Below are 18,030 nucleotides of genomic sequence, written 5' to 3'. Positions count from 1 at the left end.
GCGGCTGAACGTCGCTCTTTTTGATCGCTATTATTGAATCACCACAGGTTCTGCCTGTGAAGCCTGTTCGTTTTTCACCGTGCTCACCGAGTTATCACTATACGGTGTATTGGTCAGATTGACCTGTAAGCGCACTGTTTCATCGATGATTTGTACCAGTGGAGCCCATTTGACTCCGTTCTCGTTTTCGAAAAGATAGTTAAAGTTCTCTGGCGTCCAATCCATGGTGTATTGTGGGTTGAGTGCTCGTCCTAAAAAGCGTACTTCGTAATGCAAGTGAGGCCCTGTTGAATTACCCGAGTTACCACAAGTGGCGATCAGATCCCCTTTACTTACAAACTGACCACTGCGAACTTTAAACTTGGCGAGGTGAGCATAGGAGCTCATAAAACCAAACGAGTGTCGAACGGTGAGAAAGTTACCAAATCCTTTTGAACTCGGGCGCACGGTTTCTACAACACCATCCGCAGGAGCATAAATCTCTTCACCGCGTTTACATGTCAGGTCGATGCCCGTATGAGTATGACGTTTGCCAGTAATTGGGTTCGTACGTCTGCCATATGGAGAAGATATGCGCTGGTAGTTGAGCGGCGAATCGTTCGGGATCATACGGAACATGGTCGCACGTACTGCTGAGTCAACCGCTGCGGCATCAAGTCGGTCTTCAAGATTCTGTTCATCGCTGAGTGTTTCATCAGCGAGTCCCAATACAGACTCTACGTCAAAGACACGTTTACCGAGAACTTGAATCTGGTTACGCTTATCTTCCAACTCCTGAGACAGTGAATGGGTGGTGTCCACTTGCTCTTCGTAGAGCATCTCGAGTTCGTTTTTAGCCTGTTCTACTGAGCTGAGTTGATCGAGCAGAGCATTGTAGTTTTGTTGCGTTTTCTGCTGTTGTTGCCAGAAATAAACCCCACCAGAACCTAGCGTACCGATCAGTAGCATAGAGGAAACAACGAAGTTTTTTCTTGAGATATAGAAGTGTTGTACCCCTGATGAGTCAGGGATAGAAATAGTAATTTTTTTTGACATAAGCTAGTTAGGCTAGGTGTACTCACCTAAATCAGATAAGTGTTCGATGTCTCGATGTAAGAGCTCATCATCACCTACGTTTAGTTCGACCAACCGCTTCAAATGCCCGATACTTTCAATATCAATGTGATCAATACTCAGACGAATCACATTGTTATTAAGGCCAACAATATTCCCTACAAGTTGGATCGTAACATCACTTCCTGGAAGCGAAAATTCAACATCAACTTGTTTACCTACATCGAGTAAATCTGATTGGTCACTGGTAAGCAATAAACCGTGTAGCGAAAGATCGCTGACAAGGGCGATCACCTCAACGGACTCTTGTGTCAGTACTGCTTGAGCTTGGTAAACAATACGCGAAAAACGACGGCGTTCGATCATAACTTTCTCTCTTAATTGCAACTCGTAAGAGTATCAAAATTAAAGTGGCCACTATACGCGCTTGTTCGCATTCTTCGCGATCGCAACACGGACAATTATCCGTATTGTGAGCTATATAATAAAGGCCGCTATATTAGCGGCCTTTGCACAAATTTCAAGCTGTATCACATTATTTAGCAATACGCTTGTATTTGATTCGATGCGGTTCCGCAGCTTCTGGACCAAGGGTTTTCTTCAACCAATCCATATACTCAGTATAGTTACCTTCGTAGAAGTTAACCTGACCTTCGTCGCGGTAGTCAATGATATGAGTCGCGATACGGTCTAGGAACCAACGGTCGTGCGAGATAACCATTGCACAGCCAGGGAACTCAAGTAGAGCTTCTTCCAGTGCACGTAGCGTTTCAACGTCAAGGTCGTTGGTTGGCTCATCGAGTAGCAGCACGTTACCGCCAGCTTTGAGAAGCTTAGCCAAGTGAACACGGTTGCGCTCACCGCCTGATAACTCACCGATGATCTTCTGTTGGTCTGAACCTTTGAAGTTAAAGCGAGAGCAGTAGGCACGTGCAGGAATTTCGAAATGGTTGATTTTGATGATATCCGCGCCTTCAGAAATCTCTTGGTAAACGGTTTTCGAGTCATCCATTGAGTCACGGAACTGGTCAACAGAAGCAAGTTTAACCGTTTCACCCATTTCAATCGTGCCTGAATCTGGTTGTTCAGTGCCACTTAGCATCTTAAACAGCGTCGATTTACCGGCACCGTTAGCACCGATAATACCAACGATCGCACCTTTAGGGATGCTGAATGAAAGGTCATCAATCAGTACTCGGCCATCAAATGACTTAGTCAGGTTATTCACTTCAATAACTTTGTCACCTAGGCGCTCGCCTGGCGGGATGAATAGTTCGTTAGTCTCGTTGCGCTTCTGACGATCACCGCTTTGTAGTTCCTCAAAGCGAGCCATACGTGCTTTAGATTTTGACTGACGACCTTTCGGGTTTTGACGTACCCACTCAAGTTCTTTCTCAATCGTCTTTTGACGAGCTTTTTCTTGTGAAGCTTCTTGTTGTAGACGAGCATCTTTCTGCTCTAGCCAAGAAGTGTAGTTACCTTGCCATGGAATACCTTCACCACGGTCTAGCTCTAGAATCCAACCAGCAGCGTTATCTAGGAAGTAACGGTCGTGGGTGATTGCCACAACAGTGCCTGAATAATCAACTAGGAAGCGTTCTAGCCACGCGACAGATTCTGCATCCAAGTGGTTAGTTGGTTCGTCAAGAAGAAGCATATCTGGGTTTGATAACAGTAGGCGACAGATCGCTACGCGACGGCGCTCACCACCGGATAAGTGTTGGATCTTTTGATCCCACTCAGGCAGACGCAGTGCATCCGCAGCACGTTCTAGCGCGTTATCTAGATTGTGACCGTCTTTTGCTTGAATCAGTGCTTCAAGTTCACCTTGCTCTTTTGCTAGCGCATCAAAGTCGGCATCTGGCTCCGCGTACGCAGCGTATACTTCGTCAAGACGCTTCATTGCACCGGCTACATCAGAAACCGCTTCTTCAACGATTTCACGAACAGTCTTCGACTCATCCAGTACAGGTTCTTGAGGAAGGTAGCCAACATTTAGGCCTGGTTGTGGGCGTGCTTCACCATCGATATCGGTATCAATGCCAGCCATGATGCGCAGTAGGGTTGATTTACCCGCACCGTTTAGACCCAAAACACCAATTTTTGCGCCTGGGAAGAAGCTTAGAGAGATGTCTTTAAGAATTTGTCGCTTTGGTGGCACAATTTTGCTCACGCGCGACATGGTATATACGTATTCAGCCATTGCCGATCGTTCCTAAATAGTCAATTCACGGAAATGGTTATTTTATACTAAGAGCGAGCAGTTTGTTACTAGATAAACGGTGTGCTTCGCTGTCGGTGTCATTAATTGGTGATTTAGCGTGCACTGCTTCACTTAAAGCAAGCCAAATGTCACAGTTATGTGAATTTATTATTATTTACATCTCCGCGCTTTACAGGTCTGATTACAATGAGTCTTAATAAGGAACATCATAGCTTTCTATTCTCTAGGACGAGCCTTTATGACGCAGACTTTCCGAAAGTCGCTGCATCGCATCTCTTCATCGCTAGCTCTTGTTTCTTCGATGATATGCAGCGCAACCTTTGCCACATCTGTGGTGGCTGCTGATTTAAAACAGCAAAGAGATTTGTATGACCAAGCTCAAGAGTTTTTAGATGCCAAGCAAGTCGCTCAGTATCTTAAAATTCGTTCACAAATCGCTGACTACCCACTGACGCCTTACATCGATTACCGTACCTTTCTTGTTGACATTGCACAGCGCTCGCCAACGGAGGTTGAGTCATTTATCCAACAGCATCACAGTTTCCCTTTTTCAGCTCGGATTCGAGCCCCGTATCTGGATGAATTGGCAAAAAAAGGTGATTGGAAGACCATATTAGCGTTCCAAACGAGTGAGCCTCGTGGCGAAACGTATCAATGCCATTATTACAATGCACATGCTCAACAAGGAAATGAAAAGATAGCATTCGAGGGGGCAGAAAAACTCTGGTTATCTGGGCACAGTATTGCGGATGCTTGTGATCCTTTGTTTGAGGCATGGGACAAAGCCGGGCTGAAAAGTGATCAAATGGTCGTTGAGCGCATGCTTCTCGCTTTTGAAGCACGCAATGGTACCTTGATGAGCTACCTGAAGAAACAGGTCAAGTCGTCGCAGGCGACAGGCCAAGCGGAACAGATGCAGGATCTATTTGGGAACCCCGAACGAGTCGGAGCGTTTGCAAAAAAACAGCAGGTAACGCCTGTTAATCAGAAACTGGCTGAACTGGCTCTGAAGAAACTTGCCCGTAAAGATGTCGAACAAGCTCAGCAGCAGTTCAGCTTGGTGGCTCAAGGACAAAAGCTGACGGAGGATACTCAGCAATCATTGGCGGACTACATCTCGTTTCGACTCATTAATACGGACTCTTCATCATTAGCTAAATGGCGTGATAAGCAGATAGTAAAGTCATCAAACGTCGCATTGATAGAGCGTCGTGTACGGCTCGCTATCCAAATGGCAGATTGGCCAAGTGTTGATAAATGGATTCACAAGTTACCTCAGCCTTCTCAGGAAACTCTCCGTTGGCAGTATTGGTTAGGGCGCAGTGAAATAGAGTCAGGTCAGAAAGCTCAAGGCCATCAGCGCTTAGAGAGATTAATTGGTCAACGTAACTTTTACAGCGTGGCTGCTGCGAAAGAGCTTAAGCGTTCAGTCGAGTATCCAACCTCAGAAATTTTACTCGATAAGAGTCTGCTTAAAGGGTTTTCTACCGAGCTGATAAGAATAGAAGAACTGATTGATCGCGATAAGATTACCGCAGCGAAAAGTGAGTGGCGTTGGCTACTTGAACGAGCAGATAAAAAACAGCAAGAGATGTTGGCTGCATTTGCTTCTTTCAAAGGCTGGCACCATTTAACCGTTGCAGCGAGCATCAAAGCACAAATGTGGGATAATTTGCAGATTCGATTCCCAGTCGCTCATCGCTGGTGGTTTGATTTCTATGCAGATAAACACAGCATCGACCCAATAACATTGATGTCTCTGGCTCGCCAAGAGAGTGCGATGGATATCGAAGCGAAATCCCCCGTTGGTGCTCGTGGAATTATGCAGATTATGCCCTCAACCGCTAAGTACACGGCGAGAAAGTATAAGCTGACGTATCAGGGCAAAGATGATTTGTACCAAGTGGGTAAGAACATCGAAATTGGTAGCCATTATCTAGATGGGCTATTAAAACAGTACGATAACAATCGAATTTTCGCGTTAGCCGCGTATAATGCTGGGCCTCATAGAGTGAAAACCTGGCGAAGTCAGACCCAGGGAAAACTAGACGCTTATGCATTTATCGAGGCGATACCATTCAATGAGACACGTGGATATGTGCAGAACATTTTAATGTTTGAAACTTATTATCGCGAAGTCTTAGGAGTGGATGGGGCGTTCTTGAATCAGCATGAGCTGAACGCGAAATATTAGCGAGCACCTTATCAAATGTCATTGGAACCAGAATACAAAGAGTGGCAGCAGATCTTAGACCTGATTGACCAAAGCACTCAATCTCAACAGCATGAAATGTTACTAACCATGCTACTGACTCCTGATGAGAGAGAGGCTTTAGTGGCGAGAGTCAACATCTTCCGTGAGTTACTGAAAGGGGAGTTGTCACAGCGACAGATAAGCCAAATGCTAGGTGTTGGCATTGCAACCATCACACGTGGCTCCAATGAACTAAAATCAAAAAGTCCTGATGAAAAACAGGCGATTGCTCAGTTGCTGAATAAAAAATAAGGATGCATTTGCATCCTTATTTTTTACAGATTCGCTGGAAAGTGGTCAGGATTGGCAAAAGGAATCAAGGCGAGAATCAGCGCTTGATGATATACGGAGCTGCGGGTCAGCAGATTATGAGTAAGTAAGCTGATCGCCCCCCCTTTTTGCTTAATATTTTCAGTCGCGAACACCTCGTCCATCACATCGCCCAATTCATTCGCGTCTTTGAGCTTCTCTATGACCAGTGGTGGCAACATCAAACTGGCAGAGCGCGACTCGCCACGGTGAGTCGCCGATTCAATGACCATCCAGGCAAACGTAACATTACTTTCGATACCCGCCTCTAAACCAACATAATAATCGGCATCAGGGACAACTTGTTTGGCGTTACGGACTCGGTTTATGGCACCGGTATACGTTTCTTCATTGCTCATCGGTTGGTCTGCAACTTCGCTTGGAACACTTGTACCGACAAAATCAAACTTCTCAGTTGGAAAAGTGGCTTCGAAGGCACTTTTAACCGCATTGATTTTGGCAGGATTAAGCGATGCTACAATCACCTTCTTTTTCGACATCTCGACTTCCTTTGGATTGAGTTTGAGCAAACTGTAACTGGGATAAAGGCAGAGGAGCAGAGAGATAGTAGCCTTGCATATAGTCGCATTTATTGTCTGCTAACCAGCGGTGCATCTCTGGTGATTCAATCCCTTCCGCGGTCACCATCATAGATTGAGAATGACAAAGATCAACCAGTGGTTTCACAACTTGTTGATTATCGGTTTTGATTAAGGTTTCCAAAAACTCGCGGTCAAACTTAATTTTCTGTACAGGGTATTCGACTAGCTGAGTAATAGAACTGTAGCCGGAACCAAAGTCATCAATCGTCAACTTAAAGCCCATCTGCGTCAAAGCGTAGAGCAAGCTATAGCTTTGTGAATCGGATGCAAATGTTTCTGTGATTTCAAAATCAATCAAATCAGCCTGAATCGGATACAAGGACATCAGCTCTTCAATGTCGTTCGCTAACTGTAGTGAATCAAGCTCCGCAGAAGAAAGGTTGACTGATAGCTGGATCGGCTCGTCAAAGCAAGCCTGCAATTTGGTAAAATCTTTGAAAGCTTGTTTTATAACCCAACGGTCTATCATGCCAAATAGCCCAATCTGTTCAGAAATTGGGATAAATTCAGTTGGTGTCACCTTGCCGAGTTTCGGAGAATCCCAGCGTAATAAAGCCTCGACACCTTTTATCTTTTCACCTAGGCGATCATAGTAAGGTTGGTAGAGCAACGTGAATTCATTGTCTAAGTCACCGTTGCGTAGCGCTCGTTCTACCTGAGTTCGACGTTGGACAATATCATCAAGCTCCTTCGAATAGTGAGCGATTTGGTTTTTACCTGCTCGCTTGGCTTGATACATCGCCGTATCGGCGTTTGAAAGTAGTTTTGCAAGCACCATACCGTCATCTGGGTATGAAGCGATACCGATACTGGCGGTAATAGGGAAGCGACCTAGTTTAGGATCCGCATGATTCTGAATCGGTTCTAATACCGCTTGTGCGATGTGATCAGCATATTGACCGTCGTGGCCGGCGGCGATGAAAATGGCAAATTCATCACCAGATAGACGAGATGCCATGCATTCAATGCCATGGTGTTGCTGTTTACTTTGGCTAAGTGTGCGAATGTGCTCGGCAAAATTGACCAGCAATGAGTCCCCTATATGGTGGCCATATTTATCGTTGACGTATTTAAAATTGTCCAAATCGATGTACAGAATCCAAGCGTGAGTATAGCGATGTTTGTTTGCGAGTGTGCGCTCAACATACACTTGGAATTGGTAGCGATTGGCAAGCTGAGTCAAATGGTCATTTTCAGCCATCGCTTTGGTTTTTTGGTAGCTTGAATTGAGTTCTTTATACATATCGTAGAAACGAACAGAAAGGCGACCAATTTCATTTTTACTAGTGAGTTTCTCGATATTAACCCGTTGACGAAGTTCGACCTCTCTCAGTTGACGATCAAGGTGGGTGATCGGACTGATGACGTGACGGTAAAGTAAGAACAGTAGGATTAGCACCGTGGCCGCGGAAGAGGCGCCAAAGGAGAGCTGCAAACGCTGTTCAACTTTAGCGAGCTTTTCTGTTATTAGATATTGTGCGGGATCTAACGTTGCGTACAGCCCTGTTTTAAGCTCAATAGATTGCGTTAATCCGGACTTGGTCACTGGCTGCGAAGAAAAGAAAATACTGCTGTCGTTGTCGAATTCCAGACTACTTTTGAGCTGATCAAACTTGCTCAATGAAAGAGACACAACAACAAAGAAAACTTGATCCTTGTTGTAACTCAAGGGTGAGCTAAGAGTATGAGCATCAAGCACATCATAGCGAATCAGGATACTTTGACCTTGATAACCTTTGGCGAAACCAGTGTGAGAATTGTCACCAGTGTTTTGATAGAAATGCTGCACATACTTTAAGACGTTCTCATCGAGCTTGGCAAAAGGATCACTCTGATTGTCCGCATAAAAACGAACATTCTGTTGACCATCTATAATGGCAACAGCAATGTCATCTTCTTGATTGGGTTGCAGGCTCTTTATGGTGTCTTGCAGGTTTTCAATCATTCTCATCTCGCGATAAGGATTATCCGACTGACCGAAGTAACGGCGAATAATGTCGCTCTTAGTTAAGGTGAGCGAGTAACTATTGATCAATGAGATAGATTGACGAAAATGGCTGGCAAGCTTCTCCATAGAAAACTGCAAGTAGCTGCTTTCACGCTTTATGAATGCGTCCTTTTGATTCATATAGATGCTATAGCTAGAGATAGCCGCACTTAATAGGATGACGGGCGCAACGAGTAGCAGGACTCTAGTGTTTAACTTCATGTTGACTTAGTAACCTATTAATTATCTTTGCTCTTAGACTGATGTTTTCTGCCGAGAGTTCGCTATCTATAAGAGCATGCTCTAACCGGTTGGCTGGTGGAAATAATGTTGTATCGTTTAGGTACCAGTCGGGTAAGAGCTCCGTTGCTTTAATATTCGGAGTCGCAGCTTTTATATCGATTGCATTTGTTGCGGCTACATCTGGCGTCATTAAATACTCTAAAAATTCCACTGCTTGTGCTTTGTTCTCAGAGTGGCTGCTTACAGCCAGACAGTCTATCCAAATAAACATCTCCCCTTCAGGGATGACGTATTCCCATAGATTTTGACCAAGATAGCGGTTCAACGAGTGCTGATCGCCACTGTACGCTAAGGCCATTTCTAAAGGGGCATCGTCAGATTGGCTTCTGATATGGCTGAGAACATATTCGTAGGTGTGAACGGCTCGATTGAAAACGAGCAGTTTAGGGTAGGCTTCCTGCAACTCAGCAGGGTTAGCGGTTGTCGGTGACATGTTTAGGCTATAAAGAACGGGTAAGAACGTTTCAGTACTGTCATTGATCATCCCGATTTTACCCACTAGCTCTGGTGGAGGAGTCACAAACTCTTGCCAAGTTTTTGGTGGTAAAGAGATGCGATCTTTGCGGTAAGCGATGCCTACCGATCCCCAGAAGTAAGGAACGGCGTAGTCACCGCACGCTTGGTTCCAACTCTCTGCATTATTCGTTCTGTTTTTTAGCTGGGTTAACTCTTCAAAAGCGTCATTTCTTCCGTAAATTTGTGCCGACACATTGTCGAGTACGACGACATCAAATGGTAGCTGGAAACTTTTCATCATCAATAGACTACGCTCGTCATCATTATCGAAATGAGAGAGATGAAGTGGCACACCTGACAGGGCTTCCCAATTGTTCCGTACGGTTGGTGAGAGAGAGTCTTCCCACATGTAAATGCTTAATGAAGAAGCGCAAACTGAAGAACTGATCAGAAACACTAGGGATAACAACGAAGTTCTCATGCTGACTGGGCGATACCTTAAAAGAGTACTTACGATCAGCTGAATAGAGCTGACACAACACTAATATGCAACTAAATATTAGATACTAAGAATATCAGTGAAAAGTGTCAGCTGTTAGATAAGATTTCTTTGAGCTACGTAGACTAATTATTGCAATTTAACCTGAGTGGGCTTCACATTTTCGCTTGGGTAACACCCCAATACTTTCAGATGTTTAGTGATCTTAGTCAATTCATTCAACGCATGCTGCATTTGTTGAGAGTCTAAATGAGCTTCGAGATCGACGTAGAACATCTCTTCCCACGGATTACCCATGATAGGACGTGATTCCAGTTTAGTCATATTGATGCCGTAACGTTGCAGTATCAACAGTGTTTCAACCAGTGAGCCCGCTTCTTGGGACGTTGACATGATTAAAGTGGTTTTCGCAGGGATTTGCGCAGATACCTCGACAGGCTTACGAGCAACGACAATAAAGCGAGTATGGTTTTCTGTCTGGTTGGCGATATTACTTTGAATAGGCTGTAGACCGTACAGCTTACCGCTGGACGCATTGCCAATCGCTGCGACATCATTGCGGTTTAGTTCCTTTACTTTTCTCATTGCGTCGGCGGTGCTGGCACAAGATTCAAGCTTAACGCCTTCGAGTTTACTCAAGAACTCACTACACTGTGCATGTGGTTGCGGGTGTGAGTAGAGTGTTTTGATCTCTTCAAGACGTAGATCGGAGTTCGCGACTAAGCAATGCTCGATAGGCAGCGTTAGCTCGCCGACAATGTAGAGAGTAGTGTGTTGCAGTAGGTCATATACTTCGTTAATTGAACCTGAACTGGTGTTTTCGATAGGAAGTACACCAAAGTCTGCATGACCTGACTCAACAGTATTAGTGACTTGCTTGAAGTGTTCACAGTTCAGTTCGATGAGTTCTGTGTTCTTGCGACTGAAGTACTCTCGACTGGCGAGATGTGAGTATGAGCCCTTTGAACCGAGGAATGCAACACGAGCCAGAGGCTTGCGGCTCAGCTCTGGGTTTGCCAAATTTTGCAGGTATGATTGCTGTAGTAAAACAGAGTCTTCGATGATGGTGTGGAATAATTTGGTGATGTACTGAGCATCAAGTTGGTACTTATCTTGTCCGTTATTGATCAACTTAACTAATAGCTGTTGTTCTCGATCGGCATCTCGTACAGGTTTTGAGGTCTGCACTTTACTTTTCGCGACCTCTATACTCATTTTACGACGTTCAGATAACAGTCTTAGCAGCTGATCATCCAGTTCGTTTAAACGCAGTCGTATTTCTTCAAGTGAGTATTTTTGGTCAGTCATCCTAGTATTCCTCATAAAAAAAGCCTCCCGTGGGAGGCTTTCTGTTCGTTTTTGACTTATCTTTCGAAAACGCGAGAGCCCTCAAGTTAAATGGAGAAAAAAGAAGTCAAAAAAGAACAGAGTGAGTTGGTGCATAACAATTTACTTTGTTGTGAATCTTTAAACACAATAAGCAACGGAGTATGGAGCGTCAACAAAAAAATAGCGCCCCTAGGCGCTATTTTTAATTGCTGGTACAAAATTCGATTTTATTCCGTTTCTTCTTCAAGCTCTGGCTTATCGGTACGGCGCGCTTCAGGTTTGTGGCGCAGTTTGTTTAGCTGGCGTTCTAACTTTTGTTCTACCTCATTAACGGCAGCATATAAATCTTCGTGAGTAGCGGAAGCAACTAGTTGTCCTTTAGGCACGGTGATAACAGCTTCAAATTTCTTCTGTTTATTTGGCTCCTCGCTGAAGGTCGCCTGACAACCGATGATGTCTACTTGCCACTTTTCTAACTTCTTAAACTTGCTCTCAATATGAGTGCGGATTGCAGAGGTGATGTCGATATTTTTACCAGTGATATTTACTTTCATAGATGTTTTCCTCTGTTTAATCCCTCATGGGTTAACTCCAGATTACTTATTCAAAGATAAAATAACGTGATCTAAATCACTTATTGGTAGGTGTTTTTCGTGCTTAAAACTAAACGTGATCCAACTCAAAGAGTACGTGAATTTTAGTGTGAAAAAGCTTGTGCTAGATGAAAAACCGATTAGATTGGTAAGGGTAACGTGCTAAAAATTCAATGCTTTTTAGGGACGTTGTTCGACCTAATAAAAGTCTTTGCCTATCATTTAGCCACCTAGCATTTGTGAATTAAATCCCAGATTTTCTTCAGCTTTATTTCTCTAACTAACTTCAAATAACTCTTGATCTCTATTCAATGGTCACTAATTGGGCTTGTGCCGCTTGATACTCCCTTAGCTGCTTTAGAGATTTGAGCTGTTTGTAGATGACAAAGTAGCGATTGATATTGGATACGTAGTGAACGGGCTCTCTGCCGATATTTCTTCGAGCCATAATTTCTACGTTGCGAAACCATTTGTTCGGGTCATAACCATTCTGTTCAGCGAGTCGTCGCATTTTCCTAATATTGGCTGGCCCTGCATTGTACGCGGCTAATGTAAAGTAGACCTGATCATCAGGAAGGATATTGTCGTCATTGAAATATCGGTCCTTGAAAAAGCACAGTAAAGAAATAATAGCAACGGTTCGTAGCATGCAACACCTCAACAATACACTGAATAAAATGTAGTTCTTTAGTTCAACATGCGCAAAGTTCGCCAATAAAAAAACCTCCATGTCGGAGGTTTTTTTGCTTTATTTAATAGACGCTTACTGAGGGTTAAGCTCAATCAGTTGCTCAGTTCTTTTGATCGCATCTTCAAGTCCTAGTTGCTTGTAGGCTTCCAATTGAATCTCAAGTGATTTGCGAGCGGCTTCAGTATCTGGATAGGTTTTTTGCAATTCTTGGGTGCGGTTAATCGCGGCAATCCAAGCCTCACGGCGTAGATAAAAGTCGGCCGTTGCTAAATCATATTGAGCAAGACGATTTTTTAGCGCATACATGCGTTTTTGTGAGTCTTCTGCGTAAGGGCTATCTGGGTAGCGCTCAAGCAGTTTCTTAAAGTCAGCAAAGGCTTTTTTCACAGGCTCAGGATCACGATCGCTACGATCAGTGTTAAGCAAGTCATGCATAAAGTTGCGGTCTTGTGCCATGTGTGTCAAGCCACGCATGTAAAGAACCCAATCCAATTTTTCGTGAGTTGGGTTTAAGCGTGTAAAGCGTTCAATCGTCGCGAGACCTAATGCTAGGTCATCATTTTTGTAGTACGCATAAATTAGGTCTAGCTGAACCTGTTCTGAGTAAGCACCAAATGGGTAACGAGAGTCGAGTGCTTCAAGCTTATCAATGGCAGTAAGCCAGTTACCACTTTGAAGCGAAACCTGTGCTTCTGAGTAAAGCTCAGATGGTGGCACATCTGGAACAACCTCTTCGCTGCTAGAGCAGCCTACCAGTACTGATAATGCCAACAAGCCAGATAAAGTATGCTTTTTCATGTCAGGATTCGATTCCTTGAGATAAATATTTCTGTTGCTTCCGTTACTTTCTATTCCGTAACAGATACAATGTCCAATAGTACATTTTTCCACAGTAGTGACAATTAGTCTCACAGTTTTTAAAAAAGTTCGATATGGCCCAGCAGATTGAGTTAACAAACACAGTAAAAGATAGCCAACTAGGGCAGCGCTTAGACCAGGCTATTGCGGAATTATTCGCTGATTTCTCTCGTTCACGCCTCAAAGAGTGGCTATTGGACGGGAAAGTTCAGGTGAATGGTGAAGTCGTCACCAAACCTCGTACCAAAGTGATGGGCGGTGAAGAGATTATTCTGCAAGCGGAACTTGAAGATGAGCAGCGTTGGGAAGCGCAAGATATTCCATTAGACATCGTTTATGAAGACGATGACATTCTAGTGATCAATAAACCACGTGGTTTTGTTGTTCACCCAGGAGCAGGCACGCCAGATGGCACTGTGCTGAATGCTTTACTCCATCATTACCCAAATATTGCCGAAGTACCTCGTGCAGGTATCGTTCACCGTCTAGATAAAGACACAACGGGCTTGATGGTTGTAGCAAAAACAGTTCCGGCACAGACACGATTAGTTCGTGCTTTGCAGAAAAAGCGTCACTTTACTCGTGAGTATGAAGCGATTGCTATTGGTAGAATGACCGCAGGTGGGCGAGTAGAACAACCTATTGGTCGTCATTCAACGAAGCGTACTCTAATGGCAGTAAGCCCAATGGGCAAACCCGCCGTAACGCATTACCGAGTGGCAGAACACTTCCGCGAACATACCCGTATCCGTCTACGTCTTGAAACTGGTCGTACGCACCAGATTCGTGTGCACATGTCATACCTACAGCACCCTCTGTTAGGTGATACTGCCTATGGTGGACGTGCACGTATTCCGGCGGGCGCGACAGAAGAGTTGGCGACAATGATTCGTTCATTCGACCGTCAAGCGCTTCACGCTGTGATGCTAAAGTTTGAACATCCAATTACAGGCGAGGAAGTCGAATTCCATGCGCCTGTACCAGATGACATGGTTGCCATGGCAGAAGCTCTGCGACAAGACGTTCGTGAACATGGTTTAGGCGACGAGATCTAACCATGGAGATGATCATCCCCAACTGGCCAGTTGCGAAACATATAAAAGCGTTTTCCTCTACTCGAGGAGAAGTTTTTTCTGTTGGCGCTTATCAAGGACTTAACCTTGGGACTCATGTTGGTGATGATTATGCGATCGTTGAGAAAAATCGTCATTGGTTGGCGCAGAAAGCGTCTATGCCTTCTGCGCCAGTATGGCTGAATCAGACCCACTCAACAGTGGTGGTTAACTTAGATGCTCCAACCAATGAAGTACTGGATGCTGACGGAGCGTTTACTGAGCACCAAGGCGTCGTCTGCTCGGCAATGACAGCTGACTGCTTACCAGTACTACTGACCAACGTGTCAGGCACTCAAGTCGCCGCGGTTCATGCCGGATGGCGAGGACTAGCGCACGGCATTATCGAAAATGCTGTCGAAAAGTTTGAGGGTGAGGTTATGGCGTGGATTGGTCCTGCCATTGGACCGCGTGCATTTGAGGTTGGTCAAGATGTCGTAGAGGCATTTACTTGTATTGAACCACGAGCCATTGATGCCTTTGAACCCCGAACTCAACAGGGGAAATGGCTAGCGGATATGAACCTACTTGTTACCCAACGACTGCGTCGAGTCGGTGTTGAGCAAATCTTTTATAGTAATTTATGTACTTACTCTGACTCTGAACGATTCTATTCCTACCGCCGAGATGGCATCACAGGCAGACAAGCGACCTTTATCTGGATAGAAAAATAATCGCTTTATTTCCTACCGTAAACTCTATTCCTCCCCTTGAAAAACTCTATTGGCGTATCCATCTTTCATACTGATTAGTTATTTTTTCTCAGTTGAGATAGGAAGGTAGATATGCGTCTTGACAGATTCACAAGCAAATTCCAAATCGCCATATCTGACGCTCAATCGTTGGCATTGGGCCGCGATCATCAATACATTGAACCAGTGCACCTGATGGTGGCATTAATGGATCAGAATGGCAGTCCTATTCGTCCCTTGCTCACCATGCTAAATGTAGACATTACTCATTTGCGCTCGAAATTGAGTGAGATCCTTGACCGTTTGCCAAAAGTGAGTGGTATTGGTGGCGATGTGCAGCTCTCTAGCGCTATGGGAACCATGTTTAACCTATGCGACAAAGTGGCTCAGAAGCGTCAAGATGCCTACATCTCATCAGAGATTTTTCTATTAGCGGCATTGGAAGACCGAGGCCAGTTGGGCTCACTACTGAAAGAGCTAGGCTTAACTGAAACTAAAGTATCTGAAGCCATCGATCAGGTTCGAGGTGGACAGAAAGTGAATGATCCGAATGCGGAAGAGCTTCGCCAAGCACTGGAAAAATTCACCATTGATCTGACAGAGCGTGCTGAACAAGGGAAACTCGATCCAGTGATTGGCCGCGATGACGAAATTCGCCGCACCATTCAAGTTTTGCAGCGTCGTACCAAAAACAACCCTGTCATAATTGGTGAGCCGGGGGTTGGTAAAACAGCGATTGTTGAAGGTTTAGCGCAACGTATCGTTAATAACGAAGTACCCGAAGGCTTGCGCGGTCGTCGCGTGCTCTCGCTCGATATGGGAGCGCTGGTGGCAGGTGCTAAGTATCGTGGTGAGTTTGAAGAGCGTCTGAAATCGGTTCTCAATGAACTGTCTAAAGAAGAGGGCAACATTATTCTCTTTATCGACGAAATTCATACGATGGTTGGTGCCGGCAAGGGAGAAGGCTCTATGGATGCAGGCAACATGCTTAAGCCTGCATTAGCGAGAGGAGAGTTGCATTGCGTTGGTGCGACGACACTTGACGAGTACCGACAATACATAGAGAAAGACCCAGCGTTGGAGCGTCGATTCCAAAAAGTCATCGTTGATGAGCCAAGTGTTGAAGATACCGTGGCGATCTTACGAGGACTTAAAGAGCGTTATGAACTTCATCACCACGTTGAAATTACCGACCCAGCGATTGTTGCTGCGGCGAGTTTATCGCATCGCTACGTATCAGATCGTCAGCTACCCGATAAAGCCATCGACTTGATTGACGAAGCGGCTTCCAGCATCCGTATGCAAATCGACTCTAAACCGGAATCTTTAGATAAATTAGAGCGTAAAATCATTCAGCTCAAAATCGAGCAACAGGCTTTGATTAATGAACATGATGATGCCAGTGAAAAACGACTAACTATCTTAAACGAAGAATTAGCGGATAAAGAAAGAGAGTTTGCGGAACTGGAAGAAGTCTGGAACGCAGAAAAAGCGGCTCTGTCGGGAACACAGCATATTAAATCAGCGCTAGAACAAGCACGCATGGATATGGAGTTTGCCCGTCGAGCTGGTGATCTTAACCGAATGTCTGAGTTGCAATATGGGCGTATCCCTGAACTAGAAAAACAGCTAGATCTTGCGACTCAAGCTGAAATGCAGGAAATGACCCTACTGCGTAATAAGGTCACAGACAATGAAATTGCCGATGTTCTGTCTAAGCAGACGGGGATACCGGTATCGAAAATGCTGGAAGCAGAAAAAGAAAAACTGCTACGTATGGAAGATGTACTGCATAAGAGCGTCATTGGTCAGACGGAAGCGGTAGAGGTAGTCTCCAATGCCATTCGCCGTAGCCGTGCAGGCTTGTCGGATCCAAACCAGCCAATTGGCTCATTCCTATTCTTAGGCCCAACAGGGGTAGGTAAAACCGAGCTATGTAAGACACTGGCTAAATTCATGTTCGATAGTGAAGATGCGATGGTTCGTATCGACATGTCTGAATTTATGGAAAAACACTCAGTGGCGAGATTGGTAGGTGCGCCTCCAGGTTACGTCGGTTACGAAGAAGGTGGTTATTTGACAGAAGCGGTTCGTCGCAAACCGTATTCAGTAATCTTGTTGGATGAAGTTGAAAAGGCGCATCCTGATGTATTTAACATCTTGCTACAAGTGCTTGATGATGGGCGTCTAACTGATGGGCAGGGTAGAACGGTCGATTTTCGCAATACTGTGGTGATCATGACCTCTAACCTAGGTTCGACTCGAATCCAAGAAAACTTTGGAACGGTCGATTATCAGGGTATGAAACAGCAAGTAATGGATGTAGTGAGCAAACACTTCCGCCCAGAGTTCCTAAACCGAGTTGATGAAAGTGTGGTGTTCCACCCGTTGGGTCAAGACCACATTAAAGCGATTGCTTCTATTCAATTAGCGCGTTTATCTAAACGAATGGAAGAGAAAGGTTACTCGCTAGAAGTCTCAGACAAAGCGCTGGAACTTATTGCTCAAGTTGGGTTTGACCCAGTATATGGCGCAAGACCACTCAAACGAGCGATTCAGCAAAGTGTTGAGAACCCGCTGGCGAAAGCCATTTTGGCAGGTAAAGTTGTCCCGGATCTGCCAGTTAAATTGCTGGTGAACAACGATCAGATTATTGCTCACCAATAATTACAGCTATTACAGCACTTGCAAAAGGGCCCTTTTTAAGGCCCTTTTGCTCTGTTTTTAGGCTTATTGTTTGTTATGTGAGCGAACGATGCGAAAAACGATATTTTTTTGAATTTAGCTCTTGTACTCATTTGGAAACTCCCTATAATGCCCCTCCGTTGCCACGGGATACCGAGCTAATAAGCGCTGGCAATAACGACGGTGAAAGTTAACTAATAACTTTCGAAGAAATAACGAAAAAAGTGTTTGACACTGAAAGTTATCTCGATAAAATGGCCGTCCGTTTTGAGAAGACCTCAAAACAAAAGCTCTTTAAAAATATAGACCTATCAATCTGTGTGGGCACTCGTTGATGATAATCCAATTAGAAGCTTAGGCTTCAAATTAGGTTTCAATGAAAC

General features: G+C 44.7%; 14 protein-coding genes, 1 pseudogene and 1 other annotated feature. Of the genes and pseudogenes, 5 read left to right on the top strand and 10 right to left on the bottom strand.

The genetic code is table 11. The features are described 5' to 3' along the window. Positions 1-30: 30 nt before the first annotated feature. From ACQEXR_RS16940 to ettA, 3 genes are all read right to left on the bottom strand, one after another. The gene (locus ACQEXR_RS16940; RefSeq protein ID WP_331427583.1) at positions 31-1,035 is read right to left on the bottom strand and encodes a peptidoglycan DD-metalloendopeptidase family protein; all 1,005 of its coding nucleotides are present in this window, start codon (positions 1,033-1,035) and stop codon (positions 31-33) included. A 12-nt stretch (positions 1,036-1,047) separates the two neighbouring features. Next, positions 1,048-1,419, bottom strand: coding sequence for a PilZ domain-containing protein (locus ACQEXR_RS16935; RefSeq protein ID WP_138971366.1), 372 nt, complete (start codon positions 1,417-1,419; stop codon positions 1,048-1,050). Between the two features lie 169 nt (positions 1,420-1,588). Next, positions 1,589-3,256 carry an energy-dependent translational throttle protein EttA gene (gene ettA / locus ACQEXR_RS16930; protein WP_138971365.1) on the bottom strand — a complete coding sequence of 556 codons (1,668 nt, stop codon included), beginning with the start codon at positions 3,254-3,256 and terminating at the stop codon, positions 1,589-1,591. A gap of 259 nt (positions 3,257-3,515) precedes the next feature. Here ettA and sltY point away from each other — a divergent pair, with 259 nt between their 5' ends. Both sltY and trpR read left to right on the top strand, forming a co-directional pair. Further along, the gene (gene sltY, locus ACQEXR_RS16925) at positions 3,516-5,471 is read left to right on the top strand and encodes a murein transglycosylase (RefSeq protein WP_331427584.1); all 1,956 of its coding nucleotides are present in this window, start codon (positions 3,516-3,518) and stop codon (positions 5,469-5,471) included. Between the two features lie 15 nt (positions 5,472-5,486). Next, positions 5,487-5,783: a trp operon repressor gene (trpR, locus tag ACQEXR_RS16920; RefSeq protein ID WP_138971363.1), complete on the top strand. Its 297-nt coding sequence runs from the start codon at positions 5,487-5,489 to the stop codon at positions 5,781-5,783. Positions 5,784-5,806: 23 nt separating this feature from the next. On the opposite strand, the gene yjjX is transcribed toward trpR, so the two are convergent. The 7 genes and pseudogenes from yjjX to ACQEXR_RS16885 all read right to left on the bottom strand — a co-directional run bounded on the left by yjjX (position 5,807) and on the right by ACQEXR_RS16885 (position 13,098). Next, the gene (yjjX, locus tag ACQEXR_RS16915; protein ID WP_331427585.1) at positions 5,807-6,340 is read right to left on the bottom strand and encodes an inosine/xanthosine triphosphatase; all 534 of its coding nucleotides are present in this window, start codon (positions 6,338-6,340) and stop codon (positions 5,807-5,809) included. Then, positions 6,306-8,651 (bottom strand): putative bifunctional diguanylate cyclase/phosphodiesterase, encoded by a 2,346-nt coding sequence (locus ACQEXR_RS16910; protein WP_331417592.1) that lies wholly within the window; start codon positions 8,649-8,651, stop codon positions 6,306-6,308. The genes yjjX and ACQEXR_RS16910 overlap by 35 nt, the downstream gene beginning before the upstream one ends. Next, positions 8,635-9,669, bottom strand: coding sequence for a polyamine ABC transporter substrate-binding protein (locus tag ACQEXR_RS16905; RefSeq protein WP_427020788.1), 1,035 nt, complete (start codon positions 9,667-9,669; stop codon positions 8,635-8,637). The genes ACQEXR_RS16910 and ACQEXR_RS16905 overlap by 17 nt, the downstream gene beginning before the upstream one ends. A 147-nt stretch (positions 9,670-9,816) precedes the next feature. Beyond that, positions 9,817-10,995, bottom strand: coding sequence for a prephenate dehydratase (gene pheA, locus ACQEXR_RS16900; protein WP_138971359.1), 1,179 nt, complete (start codon positions 10,993-10,995; stop codon positions 9,817-9,819). A gap of 13 nt (positions 10,996-11,008) precedes the next feature. Continuing rightward, positions 11,009-11,128, bottom strand: a sequence feature (Phe leader region). 115 nt (positions 11,129-11,243) lie between these two features. Beyond that, the gene (gene hpf, locus ACQEXR_RS16895) at positions 11,244-11,570 is read right to left on the bottom strand and encodes a ribosome hibernation-promoting factor, HPF/YfiA family (RefSeq protein ID WP_138971358.1); all 327 of its coding nucleotides are present in this window, start codon (positions 11,568-11,570) and stop codon (positions 11,244-11,246) included. Between the two features lie 343 nt (positions 11,571-11,913). Further along, a pseudogene (locus ACQEXR_RS16890) lies at positions 11,914-12,222 on the bottom strand (lytic transglycosylase F); the annotation flags it as partial. 150 nt (positions 12,223-12,372) lie between these two features. Next, on the bottom strand, positions 12,373-13,098 hold the full coding sequence (locus ACQEXR_RS16885; RefSeq protein WP_269377360.1) for an outer membrane protein assembly factor BamD: 726 nt from the start codon (positions 13,096-13,098) through the stop codon (positions 12,373-12,375). Positions 13,099-13,232: 134 nt separating this feature from the next. On the opposite strand from ACQEXR_RS16885, the gene rluD reads away from it, so the two are divergent. From rluD to clpB, 3 genes are all read left to right on the top strand, one after another. Next, a complete protein-coding gene (gene rluD / locus ACQEXR_RS16880) occupies positions 13,233-14,213 on the top strand; it encodes a 23S rRNA pseudouridine(1911/1915/1917) synthase RluD (protein WP_331417594.1) in 981 nt (326 codons plus the stop codon). A gap of 2 nt (positions 14,214-14,215) precedes the next feature. Beyond that, entirely contained in the window at positions 14,216-14,944 is a 729-nt protein-coding gene (pgeF, locus tag ACQEXR_RS16875; protein WP_331417595.1) for a peptidoglycan editing factor PgeF, read from the top strand. 111 nt (positions 14,945-15,055) lie between these two features. Next, the gene (clpB, locus tag ACQEXR_RS16870) at positions 15,056-17,629 is read left to right on the top strand and encodes an ATP-dependent chaperone ClpB (protein ID WP_269377356.1); all 2,574 of its coding nucleotides are present in this window, start codon (positions 15,056-15,058) and stop codon (positions 17,627-17,629) included. Positions 17,630-18,030 lie beyond the last annotated feature (401 nt).

The organism is Vibrio sp. TRT 2004, assembly GCF_050113735.1.
Classification (GTDB): Bacteria; Pseudomonadota; Gammaproteobacteria; order Enterobacterales; family Vibrionaceae; genus Vibrio.
Note: the sequence above shows the minus strand (reverse complement) of the source record. Positions and strands in the feature narration are given on the sequence as shown.